The organism is Halorubrum trueperi (assembly GCF_042662525.1).
Taxonomy (GTDB): Archaea; Halobacteriota; Halobacteria; order Halobacteriales; family Haloferacaceae; genus Halorubrum; species Halorubrum trueperi.
In genome coordinates this window covers 673,953-698,161 of sequence record NZ_JBHSXI010000001.1, presented here as the reverse complement: position 1 = coordinate 698,161, position 24,209 = coordinate 673,953, and the positions used below count along the sequence as shown (strand labels likewise).

Here is a 24,209-nt window from a genome sequence, read left to right as displayed (position 1 = left end):
CTCACCAGGGTTCGAGCGCCTTCGACGGGGAGACCGTCCCCGTTCGAGCGCCGAGCAACGCGCCGCCCTCGCGACAGACCGACAGGCCGACGGGAGCGATCGGCAGGGTCTCCACGGTCGCTCTTCCTCGCCGAGCCCTCTTCCTCGGCGGTCGCGCCGCGATCGCTGGTTGCGCCGCGTTCGGTCGTCGCCGCCCTCGTGCCATCGCTCCAGTGACGCCGGTCGGCCGTGCGCCGCCGATTCACCGGTCTCCGGGGAGGTCGGCCGGGCGGTCAATGTCCCGCCGAACCCCCGGATCGTCGACGGCGACGAGCGCGCTCGCGGGACTGTTCAACAGGATCGCTCTCCCGCCCACGTCGCCCTCGACGGCGGCGAGCCGGTCGAAGAATCGACGGTCGAACAGCACCGGATTCCCGCGGACTCCCTCGTGAGCCGCCGCGAGGGCGTCGCCCGCGCCGGCGACGTACGCGGCCACGAGCGTCTCGACCGTCGCGGGCGCGACGAACGGCATGTCGCCGAGCGCGACGACTGCGGCGTCGACGTCGACGTCGGCGGCGGAGAGCGCGCCGATCCCGGCGCGGACTGACGTCGACTGCCCGGCCTCGTACGCGTCGTTGAGGACGACCTCGATCGGGAGATCGGCCACCGCGTCCCGGACTCGGTCGGCTTCGTGACCGACGACAACGACGATCGGCTCCACCTCGGCCGCCACCAGCGTCCGCGCCGCGCGCCGCACGATCGGTTCGCCGTCGACGGTCGCGAGGAGCTTGTTCTCGTCACCGAAGCGGTCGCTCGTGCCGGCCGCGAGCAGCACCCCGCCAACCCGGACGGAGTCGTCGGGGTCCGCCGAGTCGGTGGAGACCGTCGGATCGTCGAGATCCGCCGAGTCGGTAGCGGCCGCCGCTTCACCGGAGACCGTCCCCTCGAACGGCGGTGTCACGGTGGGAGGGCGATCGTCGCTCATCACTCGACGACCGGATAGGGAACGACGCCGACCGCGTCGCCGGTCGACAGCGTCGACGCCGTGAGCACGAAGCCGTCGGCTCGCGTCGCCCGCGTGCTCGACGAGAGCACGCTCGGGTCGAACGTCTCCTCGTAGACGGCGAGCGGCGAGTCGACGTGACCGAGCGGCACCGCCTCGCCGTCGGTGAGCGTCACCGGCACGGCGTAGGTGAACCCCGGGGCCGCGATCCCGACGTCGCTCGCGAGCTCGGCGTCGACCGTCGACAGCGACGCGCTCCCGGTGAAAAAGGGGCGCGCGACGAGCGAGGTGACGGCGTGCGCGCCGACCGGCTTGCCCGGGACGGCGAAGACGACGGCATCGCGGTCGTCGAGCGTCGCGACCGCGATCGGCTTCCCCGGTCGGAGCGCGACGCGGTGGAACTGCACGGTCCCGAGCTCGCGGAGCGCGCGGACCACGTAGTCCTTGTCGCCGACGCTCGTGCCGCCGGTCGTCATCACGACGTCGCGGGCGTCCGCGAGCGCGGCGATCCGGTCGCGGACCCGTTCGTAGTCGTCCGGGACGGTCCCCTCGAACGTTGCCTCGTGGCCCCACGCGCGGACGAGCCCCGCGAGCATCGGCGAGTCGAGGTCGGCGTGACGACCCTCGTGGATCTCCGTCCCGGTGGCCAGGAGGCCGACCGAGAGCCGCTCGACGACCGGGACCGCGTCGACCCCGAGGTCGCCGAGCAGGAGGGCGTCCTTCGGCCCGAGCCGCTCGCCGGCCGCGAACAGCCGCTCGCCGGCCGCGACGTTGCTGCCGCGCTCGTACACGTACGTCCCCGATTCGAGAGGCGGGCCCGTGAGCGTTCCCGACTCGACGGTCGCTTCCTCCTGTTTGAGCACGGCGTCGGCACCGGACGGAAGCGGCGCACCCGTGAATATCCGGACGGCCGTCCCGGCTGACAGCGACCCCGGGTCCGACTCCGGGAACACCTCGCGGTCGACGAGCTCGTAGGGGTACCCCTCGCTCGCGTCGAACGCGTACCCGTCCATCGTGGCGTGACTCTCCGCAGGGAGATCGGTCGGCGCGTCGATCGGCTTGGCGAGCGTTCGACCCGCGATCCGGTCGAGCCCCACCGTCACGGTCTCCCATCGATCCAGCCGCTCCGCGCGCAGCGCGCGGACGCGCTCCGCGCCGGCCTCCCACGACAGCATGTCGCCGTGGGTGTGATCGCCGTTGCCGTGATCGCCGCTGCCGTGATCCCCGTCGCCGTGATCGCCGTGTGCGGGCTCGTCGGCCGTGTCGCGGTCGCGCTCACCGGCGGCCGGTCGATCCTCACGGATCATCCGGTTGAACCTCCGGACCCTCGATCGACTCGCGCTCCGGACGAGAATCCCTCATGGCCGATGACGCTTAATAGGATGTTAGTGAATATCATGGACCGAGATAATAGTTTGCTCATAGGACTGGGGTATAAAAGATGACGGTGGCCAATCGACGACCGATCGACGCGGCGGGTGGTCGCTGATGGAGTTCGACGGCGAGTTCGAACTCGGCGGCGTCATCGAGGCGGCCGGGGCGGTGGCGCGTCCGGAACCGAAAACGACACCACTGCCGACAGCGAGGGTGAGCCCGTATGACCGACCGCCACGACGCTGAGCCGGAGTGGCCGGGCCCGATCCCGCGTGCGACCCTCGACGCCCTCCGGGACGCCGACTCCCTCCGAGACTCTGATGCGCTCGCTGGCGTCCGCCTCGACCGCGTCACGGTCGGTGGATCCGCGGTGCTCGTGGAGCTCGGTACTCCCGAGGTCGCCGTCGCGGCGATAGCCGGCCCCGCCCGGGTGTGGTCGGCGGTCGCGGACGGCGGTCGGCGGTCGCGGACGGCGGTCGCGGACGGGCACTGCGGCACCGATCTCCACGGCCGCGGCGTTCGGAAGGTATACGTGGCGCGCGACGCGCCCGAAACCATGGATCTGCGGCCGAGTTCCTGACATGTCAGAAAGCAACTGGAGCGTTCCGGAGACCGAAGTGGTACAGCGCGTTCACGACCGCCTCGACGCCGACGGCACCGACGTCCTGGCGACGATCGTCGACGTCGAGGGCAACGCCTACCGCCGGCCGGGGGCGAAGATGCTCCTCGACCACGACGGCGCGGGCGTCGGCTCGATCACCGCGGGCTGTATCGAAGACGACCTGCTCGCGGCCGCCGAAACGGTCCGCGAGACGGGTCGACCGGCCCGGGTCACCTACGACCTGATGGAGGACGACACCGACGACGTCTGGGGGCTCGGCGTCGGCTGCAACGGCGTCATCGACATTCTTCTCGAACCGCTCGACGAGACGTACCGACCTGCCGTCGAGGCGTTCGCCGACGGCCGCGACATCGCCGTGCTCACCGTGGTGTCCGACGATGACGCGACCGGATGGGGCCGCCTCGGCGACCGCGCGTACTACCACCCCGGGGAAGGTCGCGTGCGGCGTCCCGACGGCTCGGCCGCGGACCGGTGGCCGGCCGAGGCGCTCGCGGGTCCGGCGGCGGACCTCGCCGAGCGAGGCTCCGCGGACGTCGTGAGTGTTGCGGGGCCGGACGGCGAGATCTCGGAGGTGTTCGTCGACGGGATCGCCGCCCCCGCCGACCTGGTCGTCTTCGGGACGGGTCACGACGTCGGGCCGGTCGTGGAGCTGGCCGAACGAAACGACTTCCGGGTCACCGTGGTCGGGTTCCGCGGCGCGGTCGACCTCGCGGAGCGGTTCCCCGAGGCCCACCGGACCGTGACGACGTCCCCGGGTGCGCTCGACGACGCGCTCGACGTCGACGAGCGAACTCACGCGGTCGTGATGACCCACAACTTCGTCGACGACCGGATCGCCGTCGAGACGCTGCTCCGGTCGCCGGCACCGTACGTCGGGCTGATGGGGCCGCGAGAGCGGTTCGAGGAGATGCGTGAGGCGTTCGACGACGAGGGGACGGCGTTCGACGAGTCGGATCTCGCGTCGCTGTACACGCCCGTGGGACTCGATCTGGGCGGTGGCTCGCCGTACCAGATCGCCCACAGTATCGTCGGCGAAGTGCTCGCCGTGAGCAACGACCGTTCCCCCCGGCACCTGCGCGAGCGCGAGGAACACATCCACGATCGCGTCGACGTGGACGGCTCGCCTTCGGCGTAGCGAGGGGACCGTAGCGGGGGGGCGTGGAGGGCGACCGACCGCTCCCGAAACCGACACGATAATCCCCCCACCGCCGCCACACTCCCCCATGCACGATCAGCGCGTCCTCGTCACGGGCGGCGCGGGCTTCATCGGATCGAACCTCGCGAACCGCCTCGCGAGCGACAACGACGTGATCGCCGTCGACGACACCTACCTCGGGACGCCCGAGAACCTCCATTCTGACGTGGAGTTCGTCGAAGCCGACGTCCTCGACGACGACTACCCCGCCGACGTCGACGTCCTGTTCCACCTCGCCGCGCTCTCCTCGCGCAACATGCACGAGAACGACCCCCAGCGCGGCTGCCGCGTCAACGTCGAGGGGTTCGTCAACGCCGCCGAGCGCGCCCGCCGCGAAGGGTGTGAGACCGTCGTCTACGCCTCTACCTCCTCCATCTACGGGAGCCGCACCGAGCCCTCGCCCGTGGACATGGACGTCGAGGCGCACACCGCCTACGAAGCCTCCAAGCTCGCTCGCGAGCGCTACGCCGAGTACTACGCCAACCACCACGACATGAACGTGGCCGGCCTCCGCTTCTTCTCCGTCTACCAGGGCTTCGGCGGCAACGAGAAACACAAGGGCGAATACGCGAACACGGTCGCGCAGTTCGCGGACGCCATCGCGAACGACGAGGCCCCAGAGCTGTTCGGCGACGGCACCCAGACGCGCGACTTCACCCACGTCCGCGACGTCGCCCGCGCCTGCGAGCTCGCCGCCGACCACGAGCTGACCGGCGTGTACAACGTCGGCACCGAGGAGGCCTATTCGTTCAACGAAATGGTCGCCATGATCAACGACGCGCTCGACACCGACATCGACCCCGTGTACATCGAATGTCCCTTCGACGGATACGTCCACGACACGATGGCCGACTACTCGACGTTCCACGACGCGACCGGCTGGGAGCCCGAAATCGACTTCGAGGAGGGCGTCACACTGGTGTGCGAGCCGTACGAGTAGTCAGAATTCGGCCCAGTCGACAACCTGCACGTTCTCGATGCGATCGAAGTGATCGACGTTTGCCGTCAGAATCGGCAGCTGCTGTGTGCGGGCGGTCGCGCCGATGTACACGTCGTGTAAGTCGTCGAGCCGCTGCCCGCCGTCTCGAAGATCCGCGATCATCTTGGCAGCCGCTGTTGCTACCGTCCGCGAGATCGGATACACCTCGAACCGTGCGAGAAGTCGATCGAGATCATCCATCGCCTGTCGATACGCGTCGGTTCCGCGGTCATACTGAAATTCGACGCCAAGTCGGAGTTCGGTTACCGTCACCATGCTGATCGCGTGGCGACCCTGCTCGTCGAGCGTTCGGACTTTCTCGTCGACGTCACCGCGGTCGATGTCGATGACGGCCGACGTGTCGAGCAGCTTCATCGATCAGCCGCGCTGTCGGTCAGTCGGTCCAGCGTGCTGTCGCTTAGTCGCTCGATCTCGGCGTCGACCTCGGCGTACGTCTCCGGGTCGAGCACCTGCTGTCCGGTCACATCCGCGAGCCGGCCCCCCTCGTCGAGCGTGTCGGCGATGAGATCACTGAAACTCCGATCGCCCTTTTCGCGTTTGAGCCGACGGTACACGTCGTCGCTGATCGAGATGTTCCTGCTCATGCTTTGCGTATGGGTACCCATACGTAAATACGCTCGCCTGGCTACGAGATCCGACCCCGTGATCGGCTTTTCGATCAGTTCTGTCTCGACGGTGAGACACGCAGTGACATCCTCCTCGCCGTAAACGGCGAGGCTTCCCGTGCCGCAGGTGGGATATTTGCTGGTCTACGACACGACCTGTTCTTGCGGTGTAAAGCATCCGCTCTCGCGGTCGAACAAGTGTGTCGATGGCTGTGCCACACAGCCGTTACTCCTATCCTCTCCGTGAGGACTCGGAGTTATCTTCTGACGCATATTCTCCGCCCCGTTACAGTCAGCGTTGGCTACCAACTCACACGACGAGCAGATGTACAAGCCACGCTCGACACGGTTCGATTTCGTGTCGTCACCACACCGTGAACACGTTTTCGAGGTGTTCCACTCGTTCTCTTTCAGCACCTCAACACCGCGCATCTCGCCTTTGTATTCGAGATACTGGTAGATGCGGTCGAACGCCCACGAGTGGAGCTTCTTGTTCCCCGTTTTACCCCAGTCTGACTCTCGCACGTCTTCAGGCCAACTCACCGCGAGCGTGCCAACACCGCGTTCGACACACTCCGTGATGATGGCGTCCGTCAGCGTGTGGTAGTAGTGTGTCTCACGATCAGAGAGTTTCCGACGCGCCCACATCGACTGCTCTGACGGGCCACTCTCTCCCTCGGTGTCGTACTCAGCACGTGTGAAGTAGTGTTTGTCTTCTTTGAGCGAGTTGCCGGGGTACAACACGTATTCGTCGGGGAACGCGACTGTGGCGATATTTGTGATTCCGAGGTCGATCCCTGCGACATCGTCGCCTGCTGTGTCGGCAGATTCGAGCTCAACTTTGCAGACGAAGTGGAGTTCCCATCGCTCACCAGTCCAGACGGCACGAACGTTCTGTACGCTGGTGACCTCTGAGAGGTCAACGTCTGGCCGGGTCTGGTACTCACAAAGCAGGAAATCTGAGAAGTGTTCTTTCAGATTCGAGCCTTTCGAGAGTCGGACGCGGTTGTTCTCAGGGTCGTGTTTGAACCCGTCTTCTTTGAACGTCACTGTAGAACGTGGACGGCTGTCGCCGTGTTTGCGGTAGCCGGGCGGGTTCGCCTCAGTGAACTTGTGTCGCAGATCGAACCATGACTGGAAAGCGTCAGAAAGTTCTTCAATGACTTTCTGACTGGATTGTGCGTTCAAGTCTTTCCAGCACGACTGGTTCTTCATGTACGATTTCAGCACACCGCCGTTCGGGATCTCGCCGGTTGCCTCCCAGATACGATCGGCTGTCCATCGTGCGACGTTCCAGATTTTCGAGGCGGAGTCTCCGAGCGAATCAAGACCATCGCAACGTTGTCGGATTCACTCCCGGCGTAAACGCCGGGATTCTCTCCTCGTGGAAAGATAGACCTCACCCAGCCGTTGCTGTCCGACCCACTATCGATGGTGATCAACAGACGGTCCGATCGACGGTTCGACCGAGCGTTACATGTAGCCGAGGTCGCGCAGGCGCTCCATCAGGTCCTCCTTGTCCTGGGCGCGGCCGGCGCGTTCGGTCGTATCTTCGAGGTCCTGGAGCCACGCGGGCTCCTCGGTCGTTTTTTCCGTACTGACCTCGCTGCCGAGCGAGCGGAACCCGGCGAAGTACTTCGGCGAAATCGGTACGTCGTCCTGGCTCACGCCCTCGGGCAGGTCGTCGTCGGACTGCGGGACGTAGCCGTCGTCGGGGAATGCCTCGACGGTGTCGGGAACGACGTAGGTCCAGAAGGCGTCCCACACGTCGACCTCGGCGAACTGGAGGATGGGCTGAATGCGGTCGTGCGGCGGGAACAGGTCGGGGTCGTGCCGCGGCGAGAAGAACGTCTCGTCGGCGCGCGCCTCCTGTTCGTCCCACCGGACGCCGGAGATGACGCCGTCGATGTCGTGCGCTTCGAGGGCGTTGTTGAGCGCGACCGTCTTCAGGAGGTGGTTCCCGACGTAGGTGTCGAGCAGGAACGGGAACGTGTCCTCTTCGTACTCGAGGATGTCGCGGACGTGGTGCTGGTTCTGCTCGTTCAGCTCCGCGACCGGAATGTCGTCGCCCGGCTCCAGCCCGTGTTCATCGACGTACGCGCCCACGTCCTCGTTGCGGGCGTAGACGAGGTCGATGTCCCACTCGTCGGCCCAGCGCTCGACGAAGTCGGTGATGTCGTCGAAGTGCTGGAAGTGGTCGATGAAGACGGCGGTCGGCTTCTCGTAGCCGTACTTCTCGGCGACCTGATTGATGAAGTACAGCGTCAGCGTGGAGTCTTTGCCGCCGGTCCACATCACCGCCGGGTTCTCGTACTCCTCTAGACCCTGCCGGGTGACCTCGATCGCTTTCTCGATTTTGTGCTGCAGCGACGGATAGTCCGCCGGATCCTCGCCCTCGCCGTCGGCGTAGTCGACGTCGACGCTCGCCGGGAAGTCGTCGGTCATACGCCGAATGTGTCTTCGCCGAGGGGAATAGGCCTTCTGAATCGGCGCGGCTTGCCAGCGCGCTGAAATCGCGGCGCGACTTGCCGGGAACCGCGTGACGCGGCGTCACTCGCCAGAACGCAAGCGATATGTCGGCTCGAAGTCACCCCACGACCATGGGACTGTTCGACCGGCTGCGCGGCGGCGACGACGAGCGCGTCGTCTTCCTCGGCATCGACGGCGTACCGTACGATCTCGTCAAAGACCACCCCGACGTCTTCGAGAACCTGACGGAGATCGCCGAGACGGGGTCCGCCGGTCGGCTAGAGAGTATCGTGCCCCCCGAGTCGAGCGCGTGCTGGCCGAGCCTCACCACCGGGAAGAACCCCGGTTCGACCGGCGTGTACGGCTTTCAGGACCGGGAGATCGACTCCTACGAGACGTACGTGCCGATGGGGAGCCACGTGAAGGCGACGCGGCTGTGGGACCGCGTCACCGACGAGGGCCGCGACGCGACCGTGCTCAACGTCCCCGTCACGTTCCCGCCGTCGACGCGGATCCAGCGGCAGGTGTCCGGATTCCTCTCGCCCGACGTCGACTCGGCGTCGAGCGACGACGCGGTCCGACGCGTCCTCGAGGACAACGACTACCGGATCGACGTGGACGCGAAGCTCGGCCACGATGACGACAAGACCGCCTTCGTCGAGAACGCCCACGAGACCCTCGACGCCCGCCACGACGTGTTCACCCACTACCTCGCGAAGGACGACTGGGACCTGTTTTTCGGCGTCTTCATGAGCACCGACCGCGTCAATCACTTCCTGTTCGGCGACTACGCGAACGACGGCGAGAACAAAGCGGCGTTCCTCGACTTCTACCGCGCGCTCGACGGCTACATCGGCGAGATACGCGACTCGCTCGACGACGACACGACCCTGATCGTCGCCTCCGACCACGGCTTCACCGAACTGGAGTGGGAGGTGAACTGCAACCGGTTCCTCGCCGACGAGGGGTGGCTCTCGTACGACGGCGACGAACACGACTCGCTTTCCGACATCGACGACGAGACGCGGGCCTACTCACTCATCCCCGGTCGGTTCTACCTCAACCTAGAGGGGCGCGAGCCAGAGGGCGTCGTGCCCGAATCCGAGTACGAGGCTGTCCGCGAGGAGCTGCGGTCCGACCTCGAATCCCTCACCGGTCCCGACGGCCGGCAGGTGTGCAAGCGGATCGTGAAGGGAGAGACCGTCTTCGACGGAGAGCACGACGAGATCGCGCCCGATCTCGTCGTCATTCCGGCGGACGGCTTCGACCTGAAGTCCGGCTTCGGCGACAAGGAGGCCGTCTTCACCGAGGGGCCGCGAAACGGGATGCACAAGTTCGAGAACTCGCTCCTGTACGCGACCGACCCCGACCTTGACGTCGACGGCGCGAACCTCTTCGACGTGGCCCCGACGATCCTCGATCTCATGGACGTCGAGAGCGACGCGACACTCGACGGCGAGAGCCTCCTGAACGCCTGATTCGGAATCGATCGCACCCCCTTCCAAATTTCGCGGTGTGACCGTGCTTCGTGATCGATCGTGCGAGGGGGTGTCGCAGACTGCCGCCGCCGACGCAGTATGTAAAAGACCGAGCGCGGCAGCGACGATTACGGAGAATCGAGGAGAAAGCCTCGCGCTTTAGCGCGGGGATGAATCCGACACTACCCTTCACAGTCCACCGTTCGATGGCACGGCAGGATATTCCACGTTCCGCCAATCCACACCTTCAAGTAAGTTTGTCTACATAGGTTACATATGGCGAAACAAGTCGTCACTCGCACCTACACTGCTTCCATACGGAACCAGTCTCGGGTGCAAGACGACCTTGATTCGCTCGGGTTCGCAGCCAGTAAACTCTGGAACGTCGGACGGTGGACGTGCAGTCGAATCTGGGATGAAATCGGTCACATCCCGAACCACAACGAACTCACCACGTACCTCAAAAACCACGAACGCTATGATGACCTGCATTCTCAGTCAAGTCAGCGAGTCCTTCAAGAACTCGCTGAGGCGTTCAACGGTTGGTACGGCAAACGACAAAACGGAGATGCGAAAGCAAACCCGCCCGGCTACCGCAAACACGGCGACGAACACCCGCGTTCCACGGTCACGTTCAAACAAAAAGGCTTCACACTCGACACGCAGTACGACCGAGTTCGACTCTCAAAAGGCTCGAACCTGAAAGAGTACTGGTCGGATTTCGTCCTGTGTGAGTATCAGACTCGCTCTGATGTTGATCTCTCTGCCGTAGAGAATGTTCAACAAGTCAAGATTGTGTGGACGGGCGACGAGTGGGAACTACACTTCCTCTGTAAGGTCGAAATCGACGTGGCTGAAGCCCCCGGTGAGAAGACTGTGGGTGTTGATCTCGGGATCAACAACTTCGCCGCGCTCGCCTATGAAGACGGCCACAGCGAGTTGTACCCGCTCAACTGCTTGAAACAGGACGACTACTACTTCAGCAAGCGGATCGCTCGGTGTGACGACTCGGACTCCGAGCAGGCTACTCGGCTGAATCAGAAGAAGTCGACCCGCCGTACCCATTACTTCCACACCCTCTCCAAGCATATCGTCCAGCGGTGTGTTGAGGAGGAAGTTGGAACTATCGTGGTGGGCGATCTCTCCGGCATCCGTGAGGATGAGGAGAACAGCGAGTCAACAAACTGGGGCAAGCATGGTAATCTTGACCTGCACTCGTGGGCCTTTGACCGGTTCACCGACCTTCTCGAATACAAAGCCGAGATGGAAGACATCACAGTCGAGCACGTGTCTGAGCGGGATACCTCGAAGTCGTGTTCGTACTGTGGCCGGAAGCGTGAGGCCAACCGTGTTGAACGCGGACTGTATGTCTGCGATGAGTGCGGTACAGTGGCGAATGCAGATGTGAACGGGGCCGAGAACATTCGGCAGAAAGTATCTCCGAGTTCACCGAATCTCTCGGTGAATAGGAGTAACGGCTGGTTGGCACAGCCATCGACGTTCTTGTTTGACAAGGAAACTGGCGCATTCGCGCCTCAAGAACAAGTAACGTCGTAAACCACAATATCCCAACCCAGCGGTACGGTGCCGTGGGAATCCTTGCGCTTTAGCGCGGGGAGGATGTCAATTATAAACGGAACGTGCGGTGCGGTGGCGTCGCCGCACCACGTCCGGCTAGCAGCCGGAATCCGTCTGAGTCTGGCGACATTACCGGAACGCATTGCGGTCCGGTTAGCAGTCAGAACGCTTTGCGTTCTGACGACATCGCCGCACCCCGTCCGGCTAGCAGCCAGAATCCTTCGGATTCTGGCGACATCCCGAAAATCCTTGATTTTCGGGCGACAGCGAGCGTGCGCACTCCTCGCGGCGGGGATTTAGGAGTGTTCACCGCCGATCCGGCGACAACCATTTATAAGCAAGCGGCTGGGCGTTGGAAGTGGTCACCGCAGCGGCCACGGTTTATAAGTGAAGGACACGGAACACACGGCTATTCACCGCGCGATCAACGCCGACCCCTAACTATTACTACATCAATTGCGAATAGTTGGGTATGGCAAGAACCGTCGCGGATGGCAGACGGGTCCTCTGCGCCGGTGGGGATCAAGTGACCGCCGATCGCATCGAGGCAGTCCTCGAACGGGAGGCCGGCGGTTGGACCGTCGAGACCGCGACGGACGCATCGAGCGCGCTCGAACGAATTCGGTCCGAATCGTTCGACTGCGTCGTCTCCGAATACGACCTGCCCGATAGCGACGGAATCGAACTCCTCGAACGCACTCGGACGGTGGATCCCGATCTACCGTTCGTTCTCCACGTGATGGACGGCTCGGAGGCGATCGCGAGCGAGGCAATCTCCGCGGGCGTCACCGACTACGTTCGTCGGAGCCGTGACAGCGACGGCGACGGCGACAACGACAGCGACGGCGACAACGACGGCGACGGCGCGGCCCTCACGAGGGCGGTGCGAAAGGCCGTTTCTGGCCGTCTATCCCCTCGCACGAACGGCGCAGAGGGGACGAGCGCGAGCCGACACGCCCGACGGATGGAGACGCTCATCGGCAACCTCCCGGGAATCGTCTACCGCTGCCGGAACGAGCCGGAGTGGCCGTTTGAGTTCGTGAAAGGCGAGAGCCGATCGCTCACCGGCTACAGGGCAGCGGAGTTGGAGAGCGACGAGGTTGCGTGGGGCGGGGACATCGTGCATCCCGACGATCAGGACGCGGTGTGGGAGGCGGTGCAAGAGGCGGTCGATCGCGGCGAGGGATTCGAGGTCACCTACCGGATACGCACGAAGCACGGAACGACGAAGTGGGTATGGGAGCGGGGGGAGATCGTCGATCCGACGGTCGACGGGCGGGCGATGCTGGAGGGGTTCATCACCGACATCACTGAACGGAAGCGGTACGAGCGGGAACTCGAACAACGAAACGGGGAGCTCGAACGGTTCACCGACATCGTCTCGCACGACCTCCGAAACCCGCTGAACGTGGCGCGCGGGCGGGTCGAGCTGGCACAGGACGGGTGCGAGAGCGAGCACCTCGATCGGGCGATCGCGGCCCACGATCGCATGGAGGAGCTCATCGACGACCTGCTCACGCTCGCGCAGAGCGGCGAACGGAAGACCGAGACGGAACGGATCGCGGTGTCGGTGGTCGCCGAGCGGGCGTGGCGAAACGTCCCCACCCGGGACGCGACCCTGTCGACGTCGATCGATCGGACCGTCGAGGCCGACCCCGGGGGGCTCACGCAGCTCTTCGAGAACCTCGTGCGCAACGCGGTCGAGCACGGCGGCGACGACGCGGCGGTGACGGTGGGCGAGGTCGACGGCGGCTTCTACGTGGAGGACGACGGTCCGGGGATCCCCGAAGACGACCGCGAGGATGTGTTCGACGCCGGATACTCGACTGCCGACGACGGGACGGGATTCGGACTGGTCATCGTCGAAGAGATCGCGGCGGCGCACGGATGGAACGTCGAGGCGGTCGACGGCGAGGACGAGGGCGGCGAGGACGAGGGCGGCGAGGGCGGCGGTGCCCGGATCGAGGTGACGGGCGTGTCGTGGGCGCAAGCGTGAGTTCACCCCGGTCACGCGACTGAGAACGCCCGGATCGCGCGCGGCGGTCGCCGATGCGGCTGCGCGCACACCGTCGCCGCCACGCCGTTTAAGCCCTCGCCGGCACAACGGTATCGTATATGCCATCCACGATGGAGGTCGCGTGCGAGGACGACGACTGCGAGCTCGACATGTTCGAGAACCACTACACGTACGACGTTCCCGACGATCACGCGGTCGAAGACCTGACGTGTCCGTACTGCGGCGGAAGCGATCTCGCCGAGATCGAGGTGTAGCCCGTGACCGGACTCGTCGAGGCGGGACGGTCAGCCTTCCGGAGGGCCCTCGCACGCGTCGGGCGTGGCTGGAGCAAGATGCAGGAGCGTCGGCCGCTCTCGTATGACCTCCTCGAAAGCGACGATTCCTACCTCGTCGTCTTCGACGCTCCCGGCGTCCGGGGCGAGGACCTGAACGTTACGTTCCTCGACCGCACCGTCGAGGTGCAACTCGACCGGTTCCGCGGCTTCTACGACGGCTACGAGATGCTGTTTCCCGGCCGCGGCGTCTCCCTCTCGGGGAGCGCGGAGCTCCCGCGAGACGCGGACGTGACCCCGCAGGGCGCGAACGCGACGCTCACGCGGAACGGGACGCTCCAGGTGGAGATCCCGAAGACCGAGGACGCGCGGGACGTCGAGGTCGTCGAGGAAGACGGCCCCGACGAAGAAGACGATCCCGTCGAGGAGGACGCCCTCGACGACGAGGACTGAGTTCCCGCTACTCCCGCGGGCGCTCTTCCCCGGAAAATCCGTCCGCGATCGCGACCGTCTCGTCTCCGTCGAAGCGTCCGGGATCGAAGGCGGCGATCCACGGCGACTCGGGGTCCCCGGGAACGACGCCGCCGAGCGACGCCAACACGCCCTCGGCGACGAGTTCGCCGATCGCCGGTGCCCGCATGAACCCGTGTCCCTGCCACCCGGCGGCGACGAACACCCGGTCGGCGGGGACGGTACTCGGATTGTGAGCGGTGTCGGTACACGGATCGTGAGCGGTGTCGGTTCCCGTACCACGGCCGGCGTCGGCTGCCGTTCCGTCCAGGGGCCCGACGAGGGGGTCGCCGTCGGGAGTCGCCGTGCAGAGCCCGGCCCACGCGCGCTTCGCGTCCGAGGAGCGAGCGCTCACGGCGTCGATCCGCTCGCGGAGCGTCGCCGAGACGGACTCGACGAACCAGTCGTCGGCGTCGCGATCGTAGTCGTCAGGGTCGGCCGGAACCGGCTCAGTCCCGTCGCCGGCGAGCAAGCCGGTTGCGTGCGGTCGAAGGTAGACGCCCGCCGTCGCGTCGTACACCATCGGACCGTCGTACGGAGTCCGGACCGTCACCGCCTGCACGCGGTAGGGGACGACGGGGACGGCGATCCCCGCGTCGCCCAGGAACCCGGCGGTGTGGGTGCCGGCGGCGACGACGATCGCATCGAACTCGCGGCGGTCGGGTCCGGAACCGTTCCCCTCGACGAGCCGCAGTTCGGCCCTCCGCTCGGCGAGCGCGACCTCGATCCCCGTTCGGATCGCGACCCCCTGGCGGCGCGCCCGCTCGCCCATCGCGTCGACGTAGCTCGCGGAGTCACACCACCCGGCGTTCTCCGCGACCGCGGCGACCGCGAGGTCCTCGGTGGCGATCGGGAACCGGTCGCCGAGGGCGGCCGGTTCGACGAGCGAGACCGCTCGTCCGTGCGCGCGCATCCGATCGACCATCGCCGGCAGGGCATCGGCGTCGGGGTCTCCCTCGCGGACCGCGATGACGTACTGACAGGGGGTGAACGAGAATCCAGGGAGCGTCCGGTCGAACGCTCGAAATCGCTCCATCGCGCGGGCGGCGAGCGCGGCGTCGACGTCCTCCGCGTACGCGTCGTACAGCACGCCGGCGGCGCGTCCGGAGCTCTCGCCGCCGAGAGGGCCGCGTTCGAAGAGCGTCACCTGGGCACCGCGGGCCGCGAGGTCGGCGGCCGCGGTGACGCCGACAGCGCCGCCACCGACGACCGCGATCGTCGGTGAGGCTCGCACCGGCAGAGACCCGGAGCGATTCATACACCCACCATTCACCGAGGATGATTAAAAACAACGAGCCCGCTTCTCGAGAAGCGATCGGACGGATCCGAAATCCGCTGACACAGTTGTCGTAGACGAAACTCACGTCGCGATCGTGCAGGGATCAAGTTGAACGATGAACTCGGTGTCACTCGTGATTACGCCCGAAACTGGCGTGTTGTCCATCGTGGACGTCCGTTCGAGGTCGTCCTCTGAAGCAGTGATCACCTGTCGGACGTCCTCGACGAGCCATCCGACAGCGCCGTCACTCTCCGTCAGCTCGTCGGTGTCGAGCACGACGATATGTGAACGATCGCTGTCGTAATCGACATCCAGCACGACGCTCGGGTCGATGACGGTCGTGGTTCGCCCTCGGAGATCTGTGACGCCAACGACGTGTTCCGGAGCGGTCGGAAGCGAACGAATCTCGTCCATGTTGACTATTTCGTCGATGTACGCGATGTCGATACAGTACCGCTCGCCTCCCAATCGGAATTCGAGGAGCTGACCCAGCGGCTCAGTCATGTGATGATTCCCCCGCAAGCAGCTCCTGGAACCCCTCGTTGACCTCCGAGACCATTGATGACTGTTCTTCGACGGCAGCGCTGATGTTATCCGTCTCGCCGCTGATCTCCTCGGCGTTGGATGCCGTCTGATCGATCATCGAAGCAATCTCCTCGGTGCTCGCCGCCTGTTCGTCGGTCGCGTGTGCGACTTCTTCGATACCGATATTAAGCTCACCGACCGAATCGCCGATCTCCTCGAACATCGTCAGCGTCGACTGGACCTCCGAGATCCCATTTTCAACCGCTTTCTCGTTGTCTTCGAGCCCCTCGACAGCCCGTTTGGTGTTGTGTTGTATTCCGTCAACGAGCTCTTCGATGTCGTTTGCGCGCCGCTGAGACTTCTCTGCCAGCGATTTGATCTCCTCCGCGACGACCGCGAACCCAGCTCCAGCCTCACCGGCGCGTGCGGCCTCGATCGAGGCGTTGAGTGCGAGGAGATTCGTTTGGTCCGCGATATCGTTTATCACTGCGACCATGTCGTCTATCTCTTCGACGCTATCGTCGATCCGATGGACCCGCTCGTTTATCTCGGCCGAGGAATCGTCGATTCGAGTCATTGCCGTCCGCGTGTCACGTGCGGCCGAGCGACCCTCAGAGGCAAGCTCGTTTACCTGTTCGCCCTCACTTGCGACCTCTTCAGCAGAAGACGCGATCTGCTCAACGGCAGCGCTCATGTCCGACACCTCGTTTTGGACTTCCCCCATGCCGTCGGCTTGCTCGCGGGACAGCGCAGCGATTTCCTCAGTTCGAACGGCAATATCCTCCGACGCGCTCTGTAGCTCCGCCAGCGCGTGTGCGGCGTTTTCGATGTCGTCGTCCTCGTGATCTCGTGCGACCTCAACGGTTTGTTTGGTATCTTCTGTCGTAGCCATTGCGGTCGCAACATAGAATAATTTGTATTTAGCTATGTCTGTCGAATTGATATGTATGATAACCATTGCTTAATGACTGAGACACGATATCAGAACAGATACCTCGTTTTGAGGATCGAAAGCGGCTGGCGAACGGCGTCTCACAAACTATTTCGGGCCCTTAGACGATCGACGAAAGCGGTGACGACCGCCTAAAATCGACTGCGTTAGGTCCCGTCGAACAGCATCGAAAGGAGTGCATTAGTTCCTCGACGGAGTCGTTGGGAAACTGCCGAATCGGAAACGTCCAGTTCGTCGCTTAGCTCCTTGAGCGAACTCTCTCGGGGGACACAGAAGTACCCGGCGTCACAGGCGACCCGGAGCGCAACCTCCTGTTGCGGCGTGAGAACGGCGTTGAGAAGCCCCTGGTCACTGGCTGACTCGTACACACGTTCGACGTGAACGCCGTGGTCGTTTCGTTCACACCGCTCGACGAATTCGTGTAATATTTCGTAGTTCGGACACCGAAGCCGAAATAGCCACGTTTCAGACGTCTTGACCGCCTCGACGATTTCGACGCGCAAGTTGGCAATGTTCCCCAGCAGTGATCCGGTACGTAGCGGAAGTTCGAGCGAGACGAGCAGCGCGTTTGCAGGTCGATCGACGATCCGTATCGAGGTTATGGTGTCCTCTTTTCTGAGGGAGTCAACACTCTCCTCGGCTCCGTCACCAATAAAAACGCTATAACAGACGATCGAGCGTTCGAGGGTGAGCAGCAGCGGAACTCTAATCACGAGTTCGGAATTAGATTCCGCGATCGATTCCAATACGGAATCCGTCGGTGTGAATTCGAAATCAACGAATAGATTCATTGAAGTTGTGCGTCGGTATCGTAATCGATCTTCGCATTTTCGTGATACTAATAGACATACCATTCGCATACAAAACAGTTGCTTACGGAGAACAAATACGCGACCAGACCAACGAAACCAGTGTTTTCGCGCAATCAAATATTCTCCCGGTGGTAATTGGGAACTCTACAAAGGCTCGAAGAACTCACTCACAACCATTCCACAATTCCCGGAGGAGCTGAGCCTGTCGATCCGGGCGGTGACCCGCACGTCCCCGGCCACGTTATGAGGCTCGCGCCCGTTGGTCCGGTATGAACAAACTCGTCGACGGCGAGTGGCGAACGGACGCATACGAGACCACGAACGAGGACGGTGCCTTCGAGCGCGGCGAGACGACGTTCCGGAGTTGGATCGCCGGCAGCGACGTGCCCGACCACGTCGACGACGAGCCGGACGAACGGTTCCACCCCGAGGCGGGCCGGTATCACCTCTACGTGTCATACGCCTGTCCGTGGGCCCATCGGGCCCTGCTCGCGCGGTCGCTGCTCGGGTTGGAAGACGCCATCGGCGTGAGCGTCGTGGATCCGTGGCGGGGCGACGACGGCTGGCAGTTCTCCCCCGAGAAGGACGGGTGCACCCGGGATCACCGCCGCGGCAGCGACTACCTCCGGGAGCTGTACGTCGCGGCCGACCCGGACGCCACCTGCCGCGTGACGGTCCCCGTGCTGTGGGACACCGAGACGGAGACGATCGTCAACAACGAGTCTCGCGAGATCCTGCGAATGCTCTCGACCGCGTTCGACGACCTCGGCAACAACGTCTCGCTGCTGCCGGACGGTGGCGGAACGGAAGAGACCGACGAGGCGACCGTCGAGCGCGTCGACGAGGTCGTCACCGAGATCTACGAGCCGATCAACAACGGCGTCTACCGCGCCGGGTTCGCGACGTCCCAGGGGGCCTACGACGAGGCGATCGACGAACTGTTCGGAGCGCTGGATCGCTGGAACGACCGCCTCGCAGACCGGCGCTACCTCGTCGGCGACTCGCTCACGGAGGCCGATGTCTGCATGTTCACGACGCTGGTCCGTTTCGACCAGGTCTACCACACGCACTTCATGTGTAACCGGCGATTCATTCACCAGTACGAGCACCTCTGGCCGTACCTCCGGGATCTCTACCAGACGCCGGGGGTTGCCGAGACCGTGAACATGGACCATATCAAGGAGCACTACTACACGACTCATCCCGACGTGACGCCATCCGGTATCATCGCGCGCGGACCCAATCTCGACTGGGAGGCGGAACACAACCGCGATCGACTCGGCGGCGACGCACCGACGCCGAACGCTGCGGACTGAGTCCGCGAGGACCCGCCCAGCGGCGACGTTCGCGTCCGTATCACCTCGACTGCGACGAGTGAGACGCAGCGGCGACGCGGCGGACACGCTCGCCGAATCACCGAATCACCGACGGAAACGACGGAAACGACAGAAAAGCAGTGACCCGGCTTCCGACGATGCCGAACGCGTCTATTCGTCTCCCTGCGCGTCGACGATGACGACCTCGCCGTCCTCGACGGAGACGTTGATGAGGGTCTTGACGTTGTAGTCGGTGTCGTCGAGCTCGTTCTCGCCGGCTTTCTTGATCACGGCGACGACGTCGACGACCTCCGCGCCGACCTCGTTCGTGAGCGCGTCGAGGATCGCCTTCATCGTGCCGCCGGTCGAGAGCACGTCGTCGAGCACGAGGACGCGGTCGCCCTCCTCGACGTCGTTGATGTACATCTCCGACTCGGAGTAGCCCGTCTCCTGGAACAGCGGGACCTCGCCGTCGAGGCCGTACTGGCGCTTGCGGATGACGACGAGCGGGATGTCGGTCATGAGCGAGAGCGCGGTGGAGATGTGGATCCCCATCGCGGCCGGAGTGACGATCTTGTCGACGTTCTCCAGCTCCGCCTTCCGGATGATCCGGATGACGATCTCCCGGAGCAGTTCGGGTTCGAGCATGGGAACGCCGTCGCTGATCGGGTGGACGAAGTACTGGTACTCGCCTTTCTCGATGATCGGCGCGTCGAGGAGCGACTGCCGCAACTGGTCCATGTCGCCGGTACTCGGGCGGATTAATAAAGCGTGGCGATCCCCCGATTCCGTGGACGCCGATGGCACGGCCCGTGATTGTGACGTCGCTGGGGCGGGCCGAGGTGCCGCGGTCGAGATCGTCGTCACCCTCGACCGCGACCTACTCGAACTCCGGCTCGCGCTTCTCCAGGAACGCGCGCATCCCCTCGCGCTGGTCGTGCGTGCCGAACAGTCCCGACCACGCCCGGCGCTCCAACGCGAGTCCCGCCGACCCCGTTCCTTCGTCGGCCGCGTTCAGTGCCTCCTTCGCGGCCCGCATCGCGAACGCCGGCTTCGCGGCCAGCTCCGCCGCCAGCCCGTCGATCCGAGCGTCGAACTCCCCGTCGGGGACGACCTCGCCGACGAGGCCGATCTCGGCCGCCTCCGCTGCACCGATTCGCTCGCCAAGGAAGACAAGTCGCTTCGCGGTCTCGTCGCCGACGAGCCGCGAGAGCCGCTGGGTGCCGCCCCAGCCGGGGACGATGCCGAGGTCGATCTCGGTCTGCCCGAGCACCGCGCTCTCGGCGGCGACCCGGAGGTCGCAGGCCAGCGCGAGCTCGCAGCCCCCGCCGAACGCGTAGCCGTCGATGGCCGCGATCGTCGGTGCCGGAAACGACTCGATCGCGTCGGCGACGCGGTGGCCGAGCTCGGCGTACGCCTGCGCCGCCGGGGTCGACAGATCGACCATGTGGGAGATGTCCGCGCCAGCGACGAACGCGTCGTCGCCCGCGCCGGCCAGCACGAGCGCGCGGACGTCGGCGGACGCGGCCTCGGACAGGGCCGCCTCGATCGCTTCGAGCGTCTCGACGGTGAGAGCGTTGAGCTGGTTCGGTCGGTCGACGGTCAGGGTCGCGACATCGCTACCGGCGTCGACGTCCAGCGTGATCGTGTCCCACGTCATACCGGCCCCTCGCGGAGGAGGGTGAAAACGGTTCGCCAGCCGGAACGACTGCGGCGTCGCCGCCACCCGACCGCGACCGGGTTACGTTCTGATCACTGCTCAGGTCTCCTCGCGGCTGTCAATCTCGCTGTAGATGAACCACGCGGTCGCGTAAGCGCCGACGAACAGCAGGTACCCGACGACGAGTCCGACAAGCTGGCGGTCGCCGAGCCCGTCCGGCAGGGTCGTCGAGAGGATCGCCAGCGCGACGACGAACACGACGAGGGAGAACAGTCCGGAGAGGGCGTACACGCCGAGGTCGGAGGTGAGGCGATCGCGCACGGCTAGACGATCGCGGCCCGTTGATAAACTACCACCGGTCGCGGCGACGGAGCGGGAGTCGTCGGGCTGACCGCTCGCGCGGATTGCAATCCCTATATGCCCTCGGCTATACGGTCGGGTATGAACGGGAATCGGTTCGGTCGGCTCTTCCAGCTGACGACCTACGGCGAGAGCCACGGCGACGCGATGGGCGTGACGGTGTCCGGCGTGCCCGCGGGCGTCGAACTCGACGAGGAGGCGATCCAGGCGCAGCTCGACCGGCGCAAGCCGGGCCAGTCGATGATCACGACCTCCCGGGGCGAACCAGACGAGGTCGTCGTCAACTCCGGCGTGCAGGACGGGTACACCACCGGGACGCCGATCGGCATGGTGATCCAGAACAAGGACGCGCGCTCGGGCAAGTACGAGCCGTACGTCACCGCGCCGCGTCCCTCGCACGGCGATTACACCTACTCCACGAAGTTCGGCACGCGCAACTGGGGCGGCGGCGGACGCTCCTCAGCGCGCGAGACGGTGAACTGGGTCGCGGCCGGCGCGGTCGCCGAACAGGTGCTCGACGCCTCGGCGCACGACGTCGAGATCAAAGCGCACGTGAACCAGATCGGTGACGTCGAGGCCGCCGACGTGAGCTTCGAGCAGATCCTCGCAAACAGCGAGGAGAACGACGTGCGCTGTGCCGACCCCGAGGCGGCCGCCGAGATGCAGGAGCTGATCGAACGGTATCAGGAGGAGGGCGACTCCATCGGCGGCTCCATCTACTTCGAGTGCCGCGGCGTCCCGCGAGGGCTCGGCGCGCCTCGGTTCGACGGCTTCCCGAGTCGACTCGGACAGGCGATGTTCTCCATCCCGGCGACGACCGGCGTCGAGTTCGGCCTCGGCACGGCCGCCGTCGACGTGGCCGGCAGCGACCGGAACGAGGACTGGACGTTCGACGACGGCGAGTCGTTCGACCACGTCGAGAGCGAGGAGGGCGACCCGGTCCCCGTCGGCAACGACCACGGTGGGCTCCAGGGCGGAATCACCACCGGCGAGCCCATTTACGGCGAGGCGACGTGGCACGCGCCCACCTCGATCCCGAAAAAGCAGCGCTCCGCTGACTGGGAGACGGGCGAGGAGAAGGACGTGCAGGTCGTCGGCCGCCACGACCCCGTCCTCCCGCCGCGGGCCGTCCCCGTCGTCGAGGCGATGCTGTACTGTACCGTCCTCGACTTCATGCTGCTCGCCGGCCGTATCAACCCCGATCGCGTCGACGGCAACCCGGGGCAGTACGACACCGACTACCACCCGAGCAGCCCGGACAACGAGTAGCGAGCGACGGTCGTCCGGTCCGTCGGTGCTCACTCCTCAGGCGACCACTCGCAGGCGTCCCCCGCGGTGAGGTCGTTATCCTCGACGTGCGCCGAGAGGCAGGCGTAGTTGCAGAAGTACGTGGGCGAGCCGCAGCCGTCGTCGCAGTCGCGCACGCAGATCGGGTCGTGGTCGAAGATCCGCGAGCCGCAGTGCGCACACGTCTCGTCGGCGTCGGGCGTCGACACGGTCGTGGACATGTCCGGAAGAAGGACACGCTCGGTTGAAAAGCCGTCGTGGTCCTGCGCGACTCACACCACGACGAGTTCGTCGACGACGACGAGTAGCACGAACCCGACGAGGAACGCGCCGGTCGCCGCGTCGGCGTGGCCGTGTCCGTGCGAGGAGGGGATCAGCTCGCGGAAGACGACTGCGAGCATCGCGCCCGCGGCAAAACCGGAGGCGACGGGGAAGAGTCCGGCGGCGAGCGAGACGAGCGAGAAGCCGAAAGCCGACGCGACTACCTGCGGGACGACCCCCGAGAGCGTGGTGTACCAGAGCACCCGAAGGTTCGACATCCCGGTGTCGGCCATGGGCACCGCGAAGGCGAATCCGTCCGGCACGTTCTGGAGGCCGATCACGACCGCGAGCAGCAGCGCTACCTCCTCTAATCCGGACGCGAAGGCGACGCCGATAGCCAGCCCCTCGGGCGCGTTGTGGAGGGTGATCGCGCCGCCGATGAGCAGCGCCTTCCGGAACGTCACCTCGCGGGCGGCGCGCTGCTCGCGCTCGGTGTCAGCCGCGGCGGCCGTCCCGGTGTCAGGTCCGTCGGCCAACTCAACGGGTCCGTTTGTCAATTCCACGGGTCCCGAAGCGAACGGACTCCCGATCGACGCCGCGTCGTCGCTCGTCGCGCCTCCTTCCGGGAGCCAGGCGCGGTACTGGGCGTGGAGGTGTGGGATCGCGTAGTTCCCGCCGAGCAGCGCGCCACCGCCGAGGAGCAGTCCGACCATGACCTCCCCGAGGGTCCCCTCCTCCATTCCGGGGAGAATCAACCCGAAGACGCTGGCGGCGACCATCAATCCCGCCGCGAGCCCCAACGCGGCGTCGTAGATCCGGTGGGTGACGCGCGCGCGGACGAACACCGGAAGCGCTCCGAGACCCGTCGCGACCCCCGCCACGCCGCTGATGGTCACGACAGCCGGAAGGGTGGTCATGTGGCGCGGTTTCGGCCGCTTGTATTTAAATTCGGCCACGGCAGACTCACCGCTCGATCACGCTTCGGAGGTCCCGCCCGTACGCGCCGGCGGCGACCGCGGCGGTCGCCAGCGCGCCGGAAGGAATCACCGCGAACAAACCGGACGTGGTTCCGACGCCGAACCGCGCCGCGAGGCCGACGGACACCCACAGGCTCGCGGCCGCCGCGAGTGCGAGCAGCCCACCGGTGACGCGCCGGTCCTCGCGGTCGAGTGCCACGCCGGCGGTCGCGCTGGCCGCGGCGAGGAGGTGGAAGCCGATCGCGAGAGGCCACGCCCGGATCGACGCCGGGAGCGACGCGAAGGGACGCGACTGATCGAGGAAGTAGGTCCACACCGAATACCCGCCGAAGCTGAGCGACCCGCCGACCGAGCCGGCGGCGGACCCGCCGGATTCCGCCGCGGTGAGGAACCCCCAGAGGCTCACGACCGTGAGCCCGTCTCCGACGGGGACCACCACCATCGGAACGGCGAGCAAGCCGACGACGAGGACCCACCCCAGTCGGCCGTCGATCCGCCGGTCGTCCTCACCGGTGGATCCCGCCGAACCCTCGAGCCGACGTGGACCTCCGGACATGATGTCGTCTCGAGCGGCCGTAGATAAGTATCGCCCGGGACGCACTCGTCCGTTCGGAATCGGGACGGTACCCACCCGAGAGGGCACAGTTCGTCTCGATCGGACGCGCAACGCTCTTTGAG

General features: G+C 65.3%; 27 protein-coding genes. 11 read left to right on the top strand and 16 right to left on the bottom strand.

Annotated elements, in window-relative coordinates; genetic code table 11:
• Window positions 1-241 precede the first annotated feature (241 nt).
• Entirely contained in the window at window positions 242-964 is a 723-nt protein-coding gene (locus ACFQEY_RS03605) for a nucleotidyltransferase family protein (protein ID WP_379764866.1), read from the bottom strand.
• Window positions 964-2,157, bottom strand: a complete 1,194-nt coding sequence (locus tag ACFQEY_RS03600; protein ID WP_379765111.1) for a molybdopterin molybdotransferase MoeA — start codon at window positions 2,155-2,157, stop codon at window positions 964-966. The genes ACFQEY_RS03605 and ACFQEY_RS03600 overlap by 1 nt, the downstream gene beginning before the upstream one ends.
• Window positions 2,158-2,470: 313 nt before the next feature.
• On the opposite strand from ACFQEY_RS03600, the gene ACFQEY_RS03595 reads away from it, so the two are divergent.
• The 4 genes from ACFQEY_RS03595 (at window position 2,471) to ACFQEY_RS03580 (ending at window position 5,113) form a co-directional block, all read left to right on the top strand.
• The gene (locus tag ACFQEY_RS03595) at window positions 2,471-2,602 is read left to right on the top strand and encodes a hypothetical protein (RefSeq protein ID WP_379764864.1); all 132 of its coding nucleotides are present in this window, start codon (window positions 2,471-2,473) and stop codon (window positions 2,600-2,602) included.
• Window positions 2,580-2,936, top strand: a complete 357-nt coding sequence (locus ACFQEY_RS03590; RefSeq protein ID WP_379764862.1) for a hypothetical protein — start codon at window positions 2,580-2,582, stop codon at window positions 2,934-2,936. Before ACFQEY_RS03595 ends, ACFQEY_RS03590 begins: the two co-directional genes overlap by 23 nt.
• Before the next feature lies 1 nt (window position 2,937).
• Window positions 2,938-4,113, top strand: coding sequence for an XdhC family protein (locus ACFQEY_RS03585; protein ID WP_379764860.1), 1,176 nt, complete (start codon window positions 2,938-2,940; stop codon window positions 4,111-4,113).
• A gap of 88 nt (window positions 4,114-4,201) precedes the next feature.
• Window positions 4,202-5,113 (top strand): NAD-dependent epimerase/dehydratase family protein, encoded by a 912-nt coding sequence (locus ACFQEY_RS03580; protein WP_379764858.1) that lies wholly within the window; start codon window positions 4,202-4,204, stop codon window positions 5,111-5,113.
• Here the strand turns inward: ACFQEY_RS03580 and ACFQEY_RS03575 are convergent, their stop codons facing one another.
• The 4 genes from ACFQEY_RS03575 to ACFQEY_RS03560 form a co-directional block, all read right to left on the bottom strand.
• Entirely contained in the window at window positions 5,114-5,527 is a 414-nt protein-coding gene (locus ACFQEY_RS03575) for a type II toxin-antitoxin system VapC family toxin (RefSeq protein ID WP_379764856.1), read from the bottom strand.
• Entirely contained in the window at window positions 5,524-5,757 is a 234-nt protein-coding gene (locus tag ACFQEY_RS03570; RefSeq protein ID WP_379764854.1) for an antitoxin VapB family protein, read from the bottom strand. The genes ACFQEY_RS03575 and ACFQEY_RS03570 overlap by 4 nt, the downstream gene beginning before the upstream one ends.
• Window positions 5,758-5,922: 165 nt before the next feature.
• Window positions 5,923-7,128, bottom strand: a complete 1,206-nt coding sequence (locus ACFQEY_RS03565) for an RNA-guided endonuclease InsQ/TnpB family protein (RefSeq protein WP_379765109.1) — start codon at window positions 7,126-7,128, stop codon at window positions 5,923-5,925.
• 123 nt (window positions 7,129-7,251) lie between these two features.
• A complete protein-coding gene (locus tag ACFQEY_RS03560; RefSeq protein WP_379764852.1) occupies window positions 7,252-8,223 on the bottom strand; it encodes a phosphoadenosine phosphosulfate reductase family protein in 972 nt (323 codons plus the stop codon).
• Window positions 8,224-8,378: 155 nt separating this feature from the next.
• On the opposite strand from ACFQEY_RS03560, the gene ACFQEY_RS03555 reads away from it, so the two are divergent.
• From ACFQEY_RS03555 to ACFQEY_RS03535, 5 genes are all read left to right on the top strand, one after another.
• Complete coding sequence (locus ACFQEY_RS03555) at window positions 8,379-9,725, top strand: alkaline phosphatase family protein (protein ID WP_379764850.1); 1,347 nt, start codon at window positions 8,379-8,381, stop codon at window positions 9,723-9,725.
• A 276-nt stretch (window positions 9,726-10,001) separates the two neighbouring features.
• Window positions 10,002-11,282, top strand: coding sequence for an RNA-guided endonuclease InsQ/TnpB family protein (locus ACFQEY_RS03550; protein ID WP_379764848.1), 1,281 nt, complete (start codon window positions 10,002-10,004; stop codon window positions 11,280-11,282).
• A 493-nt stretch (window positions 11,283-11,775) separates the two neighbouring features.
• A complete protein-coding gene (locus ACFQEY_RS03545; RefSeq protein WP_379764846.1) occupies window positions 11,776-13,299 on the top strand; it encodes an ATP-binding response regulator in 1,524 nt (507 codons plus the stop codon).
• Window positions 13,300-13,418: 119 nt separating this feature from the next.
• Complete coding sequence (locus ACFQEY_RS03540; RefSeq protein WP_379764844.1) at window positions 13,419-13,574, top strand: DUF7559 family protein; 156 nt, start codon at window positions 13,419-13,421, stop codon at window positions 13,572-13,574.
• 3 nt (window positions 13,575-13,577) lie between these two features.
• On the top strand, window positions 13,578-14,045 hold the full coding sequence (locus ACFQEY_RS03535; protein WP_379764842.1) for an Hsp20/alpha crystallin family protein: 468 nt from the start codon (window positions 13,578-13,580) through the stop codon (window positions 14,043-14,045).
• 7 nt (window positions 14,046-14,052) lie between these two features.
• On the opposite strand, the gene ACFQEY_RS03530 is transcribed toward ACFQEY_RS03535, so the two are convergent.
• The 4 genes from ACFQEY_RS03530 to ACFQEY_RS03515 all read right to left on the bottom strand — a co-directional run bounded on the left by ACFQEY_RS03530 (window position 14,053) and on the right by ACFQEY_RS03515 (window position 17,649).
• Window positions 14,053-15,360 (bottom strand): NAD(P)/FAD-dependent oxidoreductase, encoded by a 1,308-nt coding sequence (locus ACFQEY_RS03530; protein WP_379764841.1) that lies wholly within the window; start codon window positions 15,358-15,360, stop codon window positions 14,053-14,055.
• A gap of 102 nt (window positions 15,361-15,462) precedes the next feature.
• Window positions 15,463-15,885 carry a chemotaxis protein CheW gene (locus tag ACFQEY_RS03525; RefSeq protein WP_379764839.1) on the bottom strand — a complete coding sequence of 141 codons (423 nt, stop codon included), beginning with the start codon at window positions 15,883-15,885 and terminating at the stop codon, window positions 15,463-15,465.
• On the bottom strand, window positions 15,878-16,798 hold the full coding sequence (locus ACFQEY_RS03520) for a methyl-accepting chemotaxis protein (RefSeq protein ID WP_379764837.1): 921 nt from the start codon (window positions 16,796-16,798) through the stop codon (window positions 15,878-15,880). The genes ACFQEY_RS03525 and ACFQEY_RS03520 overlap by 8 nt, the downstream gene beginning before the upstream one ends.
• Window positions 16,799-17,004: 206 nt before the next feature.
• Window positions 17,005-17,649 carry a helix-turn-helix domain-containing protein gene (locus ACFQEY_RS03515; protein ID WP_379764835.1) on the bottom strand — a complete coding sequence of 215 codons (645 nt, stop codon included), beginning with the start codon at window positions 17,647-17,649 and terminating at the stop codon, window positions 17,005-17,007.
• Between the two features lie 290 nt (window positions 17,650-17,939).
• Between ACFQEY_RS03515 and ACFQEY_RS03510 the strand changes: the two genes are divergently transcribed.
• Window positions 17,940-18,986, top strand: coding sequence for a glutathione S-transferase family protein (locus tag ACFQEY_RS03510; protein WP_379764833.1), 1,047 nt, complete (start codon window positions 17,940-17,942; stop codon window positions 18,984-18,986).
• Window positions 18,987-19,157: 171 nt separating this feature from the next.
• Here the strand turns inward: ACFQEY_RS03510 and hpt are convergent, their stop codons facing one another.
• The 3 genes from hpt to ACFQEY_RS03495 all read right to left on the bottom strand — a co-directional run bounded on the left by hpt (window position 19,158) and on the right by ACFQEY_RS03495 (window position 20,967).
• Window positions 19,158-19,727, bottom strand: coding sequence for a hypoxanthine/guanine phosphoribosyltransferase (hpt, locus tag ACFQEY_RS03505; protein ID WP_379764831.1), 570 nt, complete (start codon window positions 19,725-19,727; stop codon window positions 19,158-19,160).
• 139 nt (window positions 19,728-19,866) lie between these two features.
• Window positions 19,867-20,646, bottom strand: coding sequence for an enoyl-CoA hydratase/isomerase family protein (locus ACFQEY_RS03500; RefSeq protein WP_379764829.1), 780 nt, complete (start codon window positions 20,644-20,646; stop codon window positions 19,867-19,869).
• 99 nt (window positions 20,647-20,745) lie between these two features.
• Window positions 20,746-20,967, bottom strand: a complete 222-nt coding sequence (locus ACFQEY_RS03495) for a hypothetical protein (RefSeq protein WP_379764827.1) — start codon at window positions 20,965-20,967, stop codon at window positions 20,746-20,748.
• Between the two features lie 120 nt (window positions 20,968-21,087).
• Here ACFQEY_RS03495 and aroC point away from each other — a divergent pair, with 120 nt between their 5' ends.
• Complete coding sequence (gene aroC, locus ACFQEY_RS03490) at window positions 21,088-22,275, top strand: chorismate synthase (protein WP_379764825.1); 1,188 nt, start codon at window positions 21,088-21,090, stop codon at window positions 22,273-22,275.
• A gap of 29 nt (window positions 22,276-22,304) precedes the next feature.
• Here the strand turns inward: aroC and ACFQEY_RS03485 are convergent, their stop codons facing one another.
• The 3 genes from ACFQEY_RS03485 to ACFQEY_RS03475 are packed head-to-tail and all read right to left on the bottom strand — an operon-like array spanning window position 22,305 to window position 24,087.
• Window positions 22,305-22,514 (bottom strand): hypothetical protein, encoded by a 210-nt coding sequence (locus tag ACFQEY_RS03485; RefSeq protein WP_379764823.1) that lies wholly within the window; start codon window positions 22,512-22,514, stop codon window positions 22,305-22,307.
• 51 nt (window positions 22,515-22,565) lie between these two features.
• Window positions 22,566-23,471: a ZIP family metal transporter gene (locus tag ACFQEY_RS03480; RefSeq protein ID WP_379764821.1), complete on the bottom strand. Its 906-nt coding sequence runs from the start codon at window positions 23,469-23,471 to the stop codon at window positions 22,566-22,568.
• Window positions 23,472-23,517: 46 nt separating this feature from the next.
• Window positions 23,518-24,087, bottom strand: coding sequence for a TIGR04206 family protein (locus ACFQEY_RS03475; protein WP_379764819.1), 570 nt, complete (start codon window positions 24,085-24,087; stop codon window positions 23,518-23,520).
• Window positions 24,088-24,209: the final 122 nt, after the last annotated feature.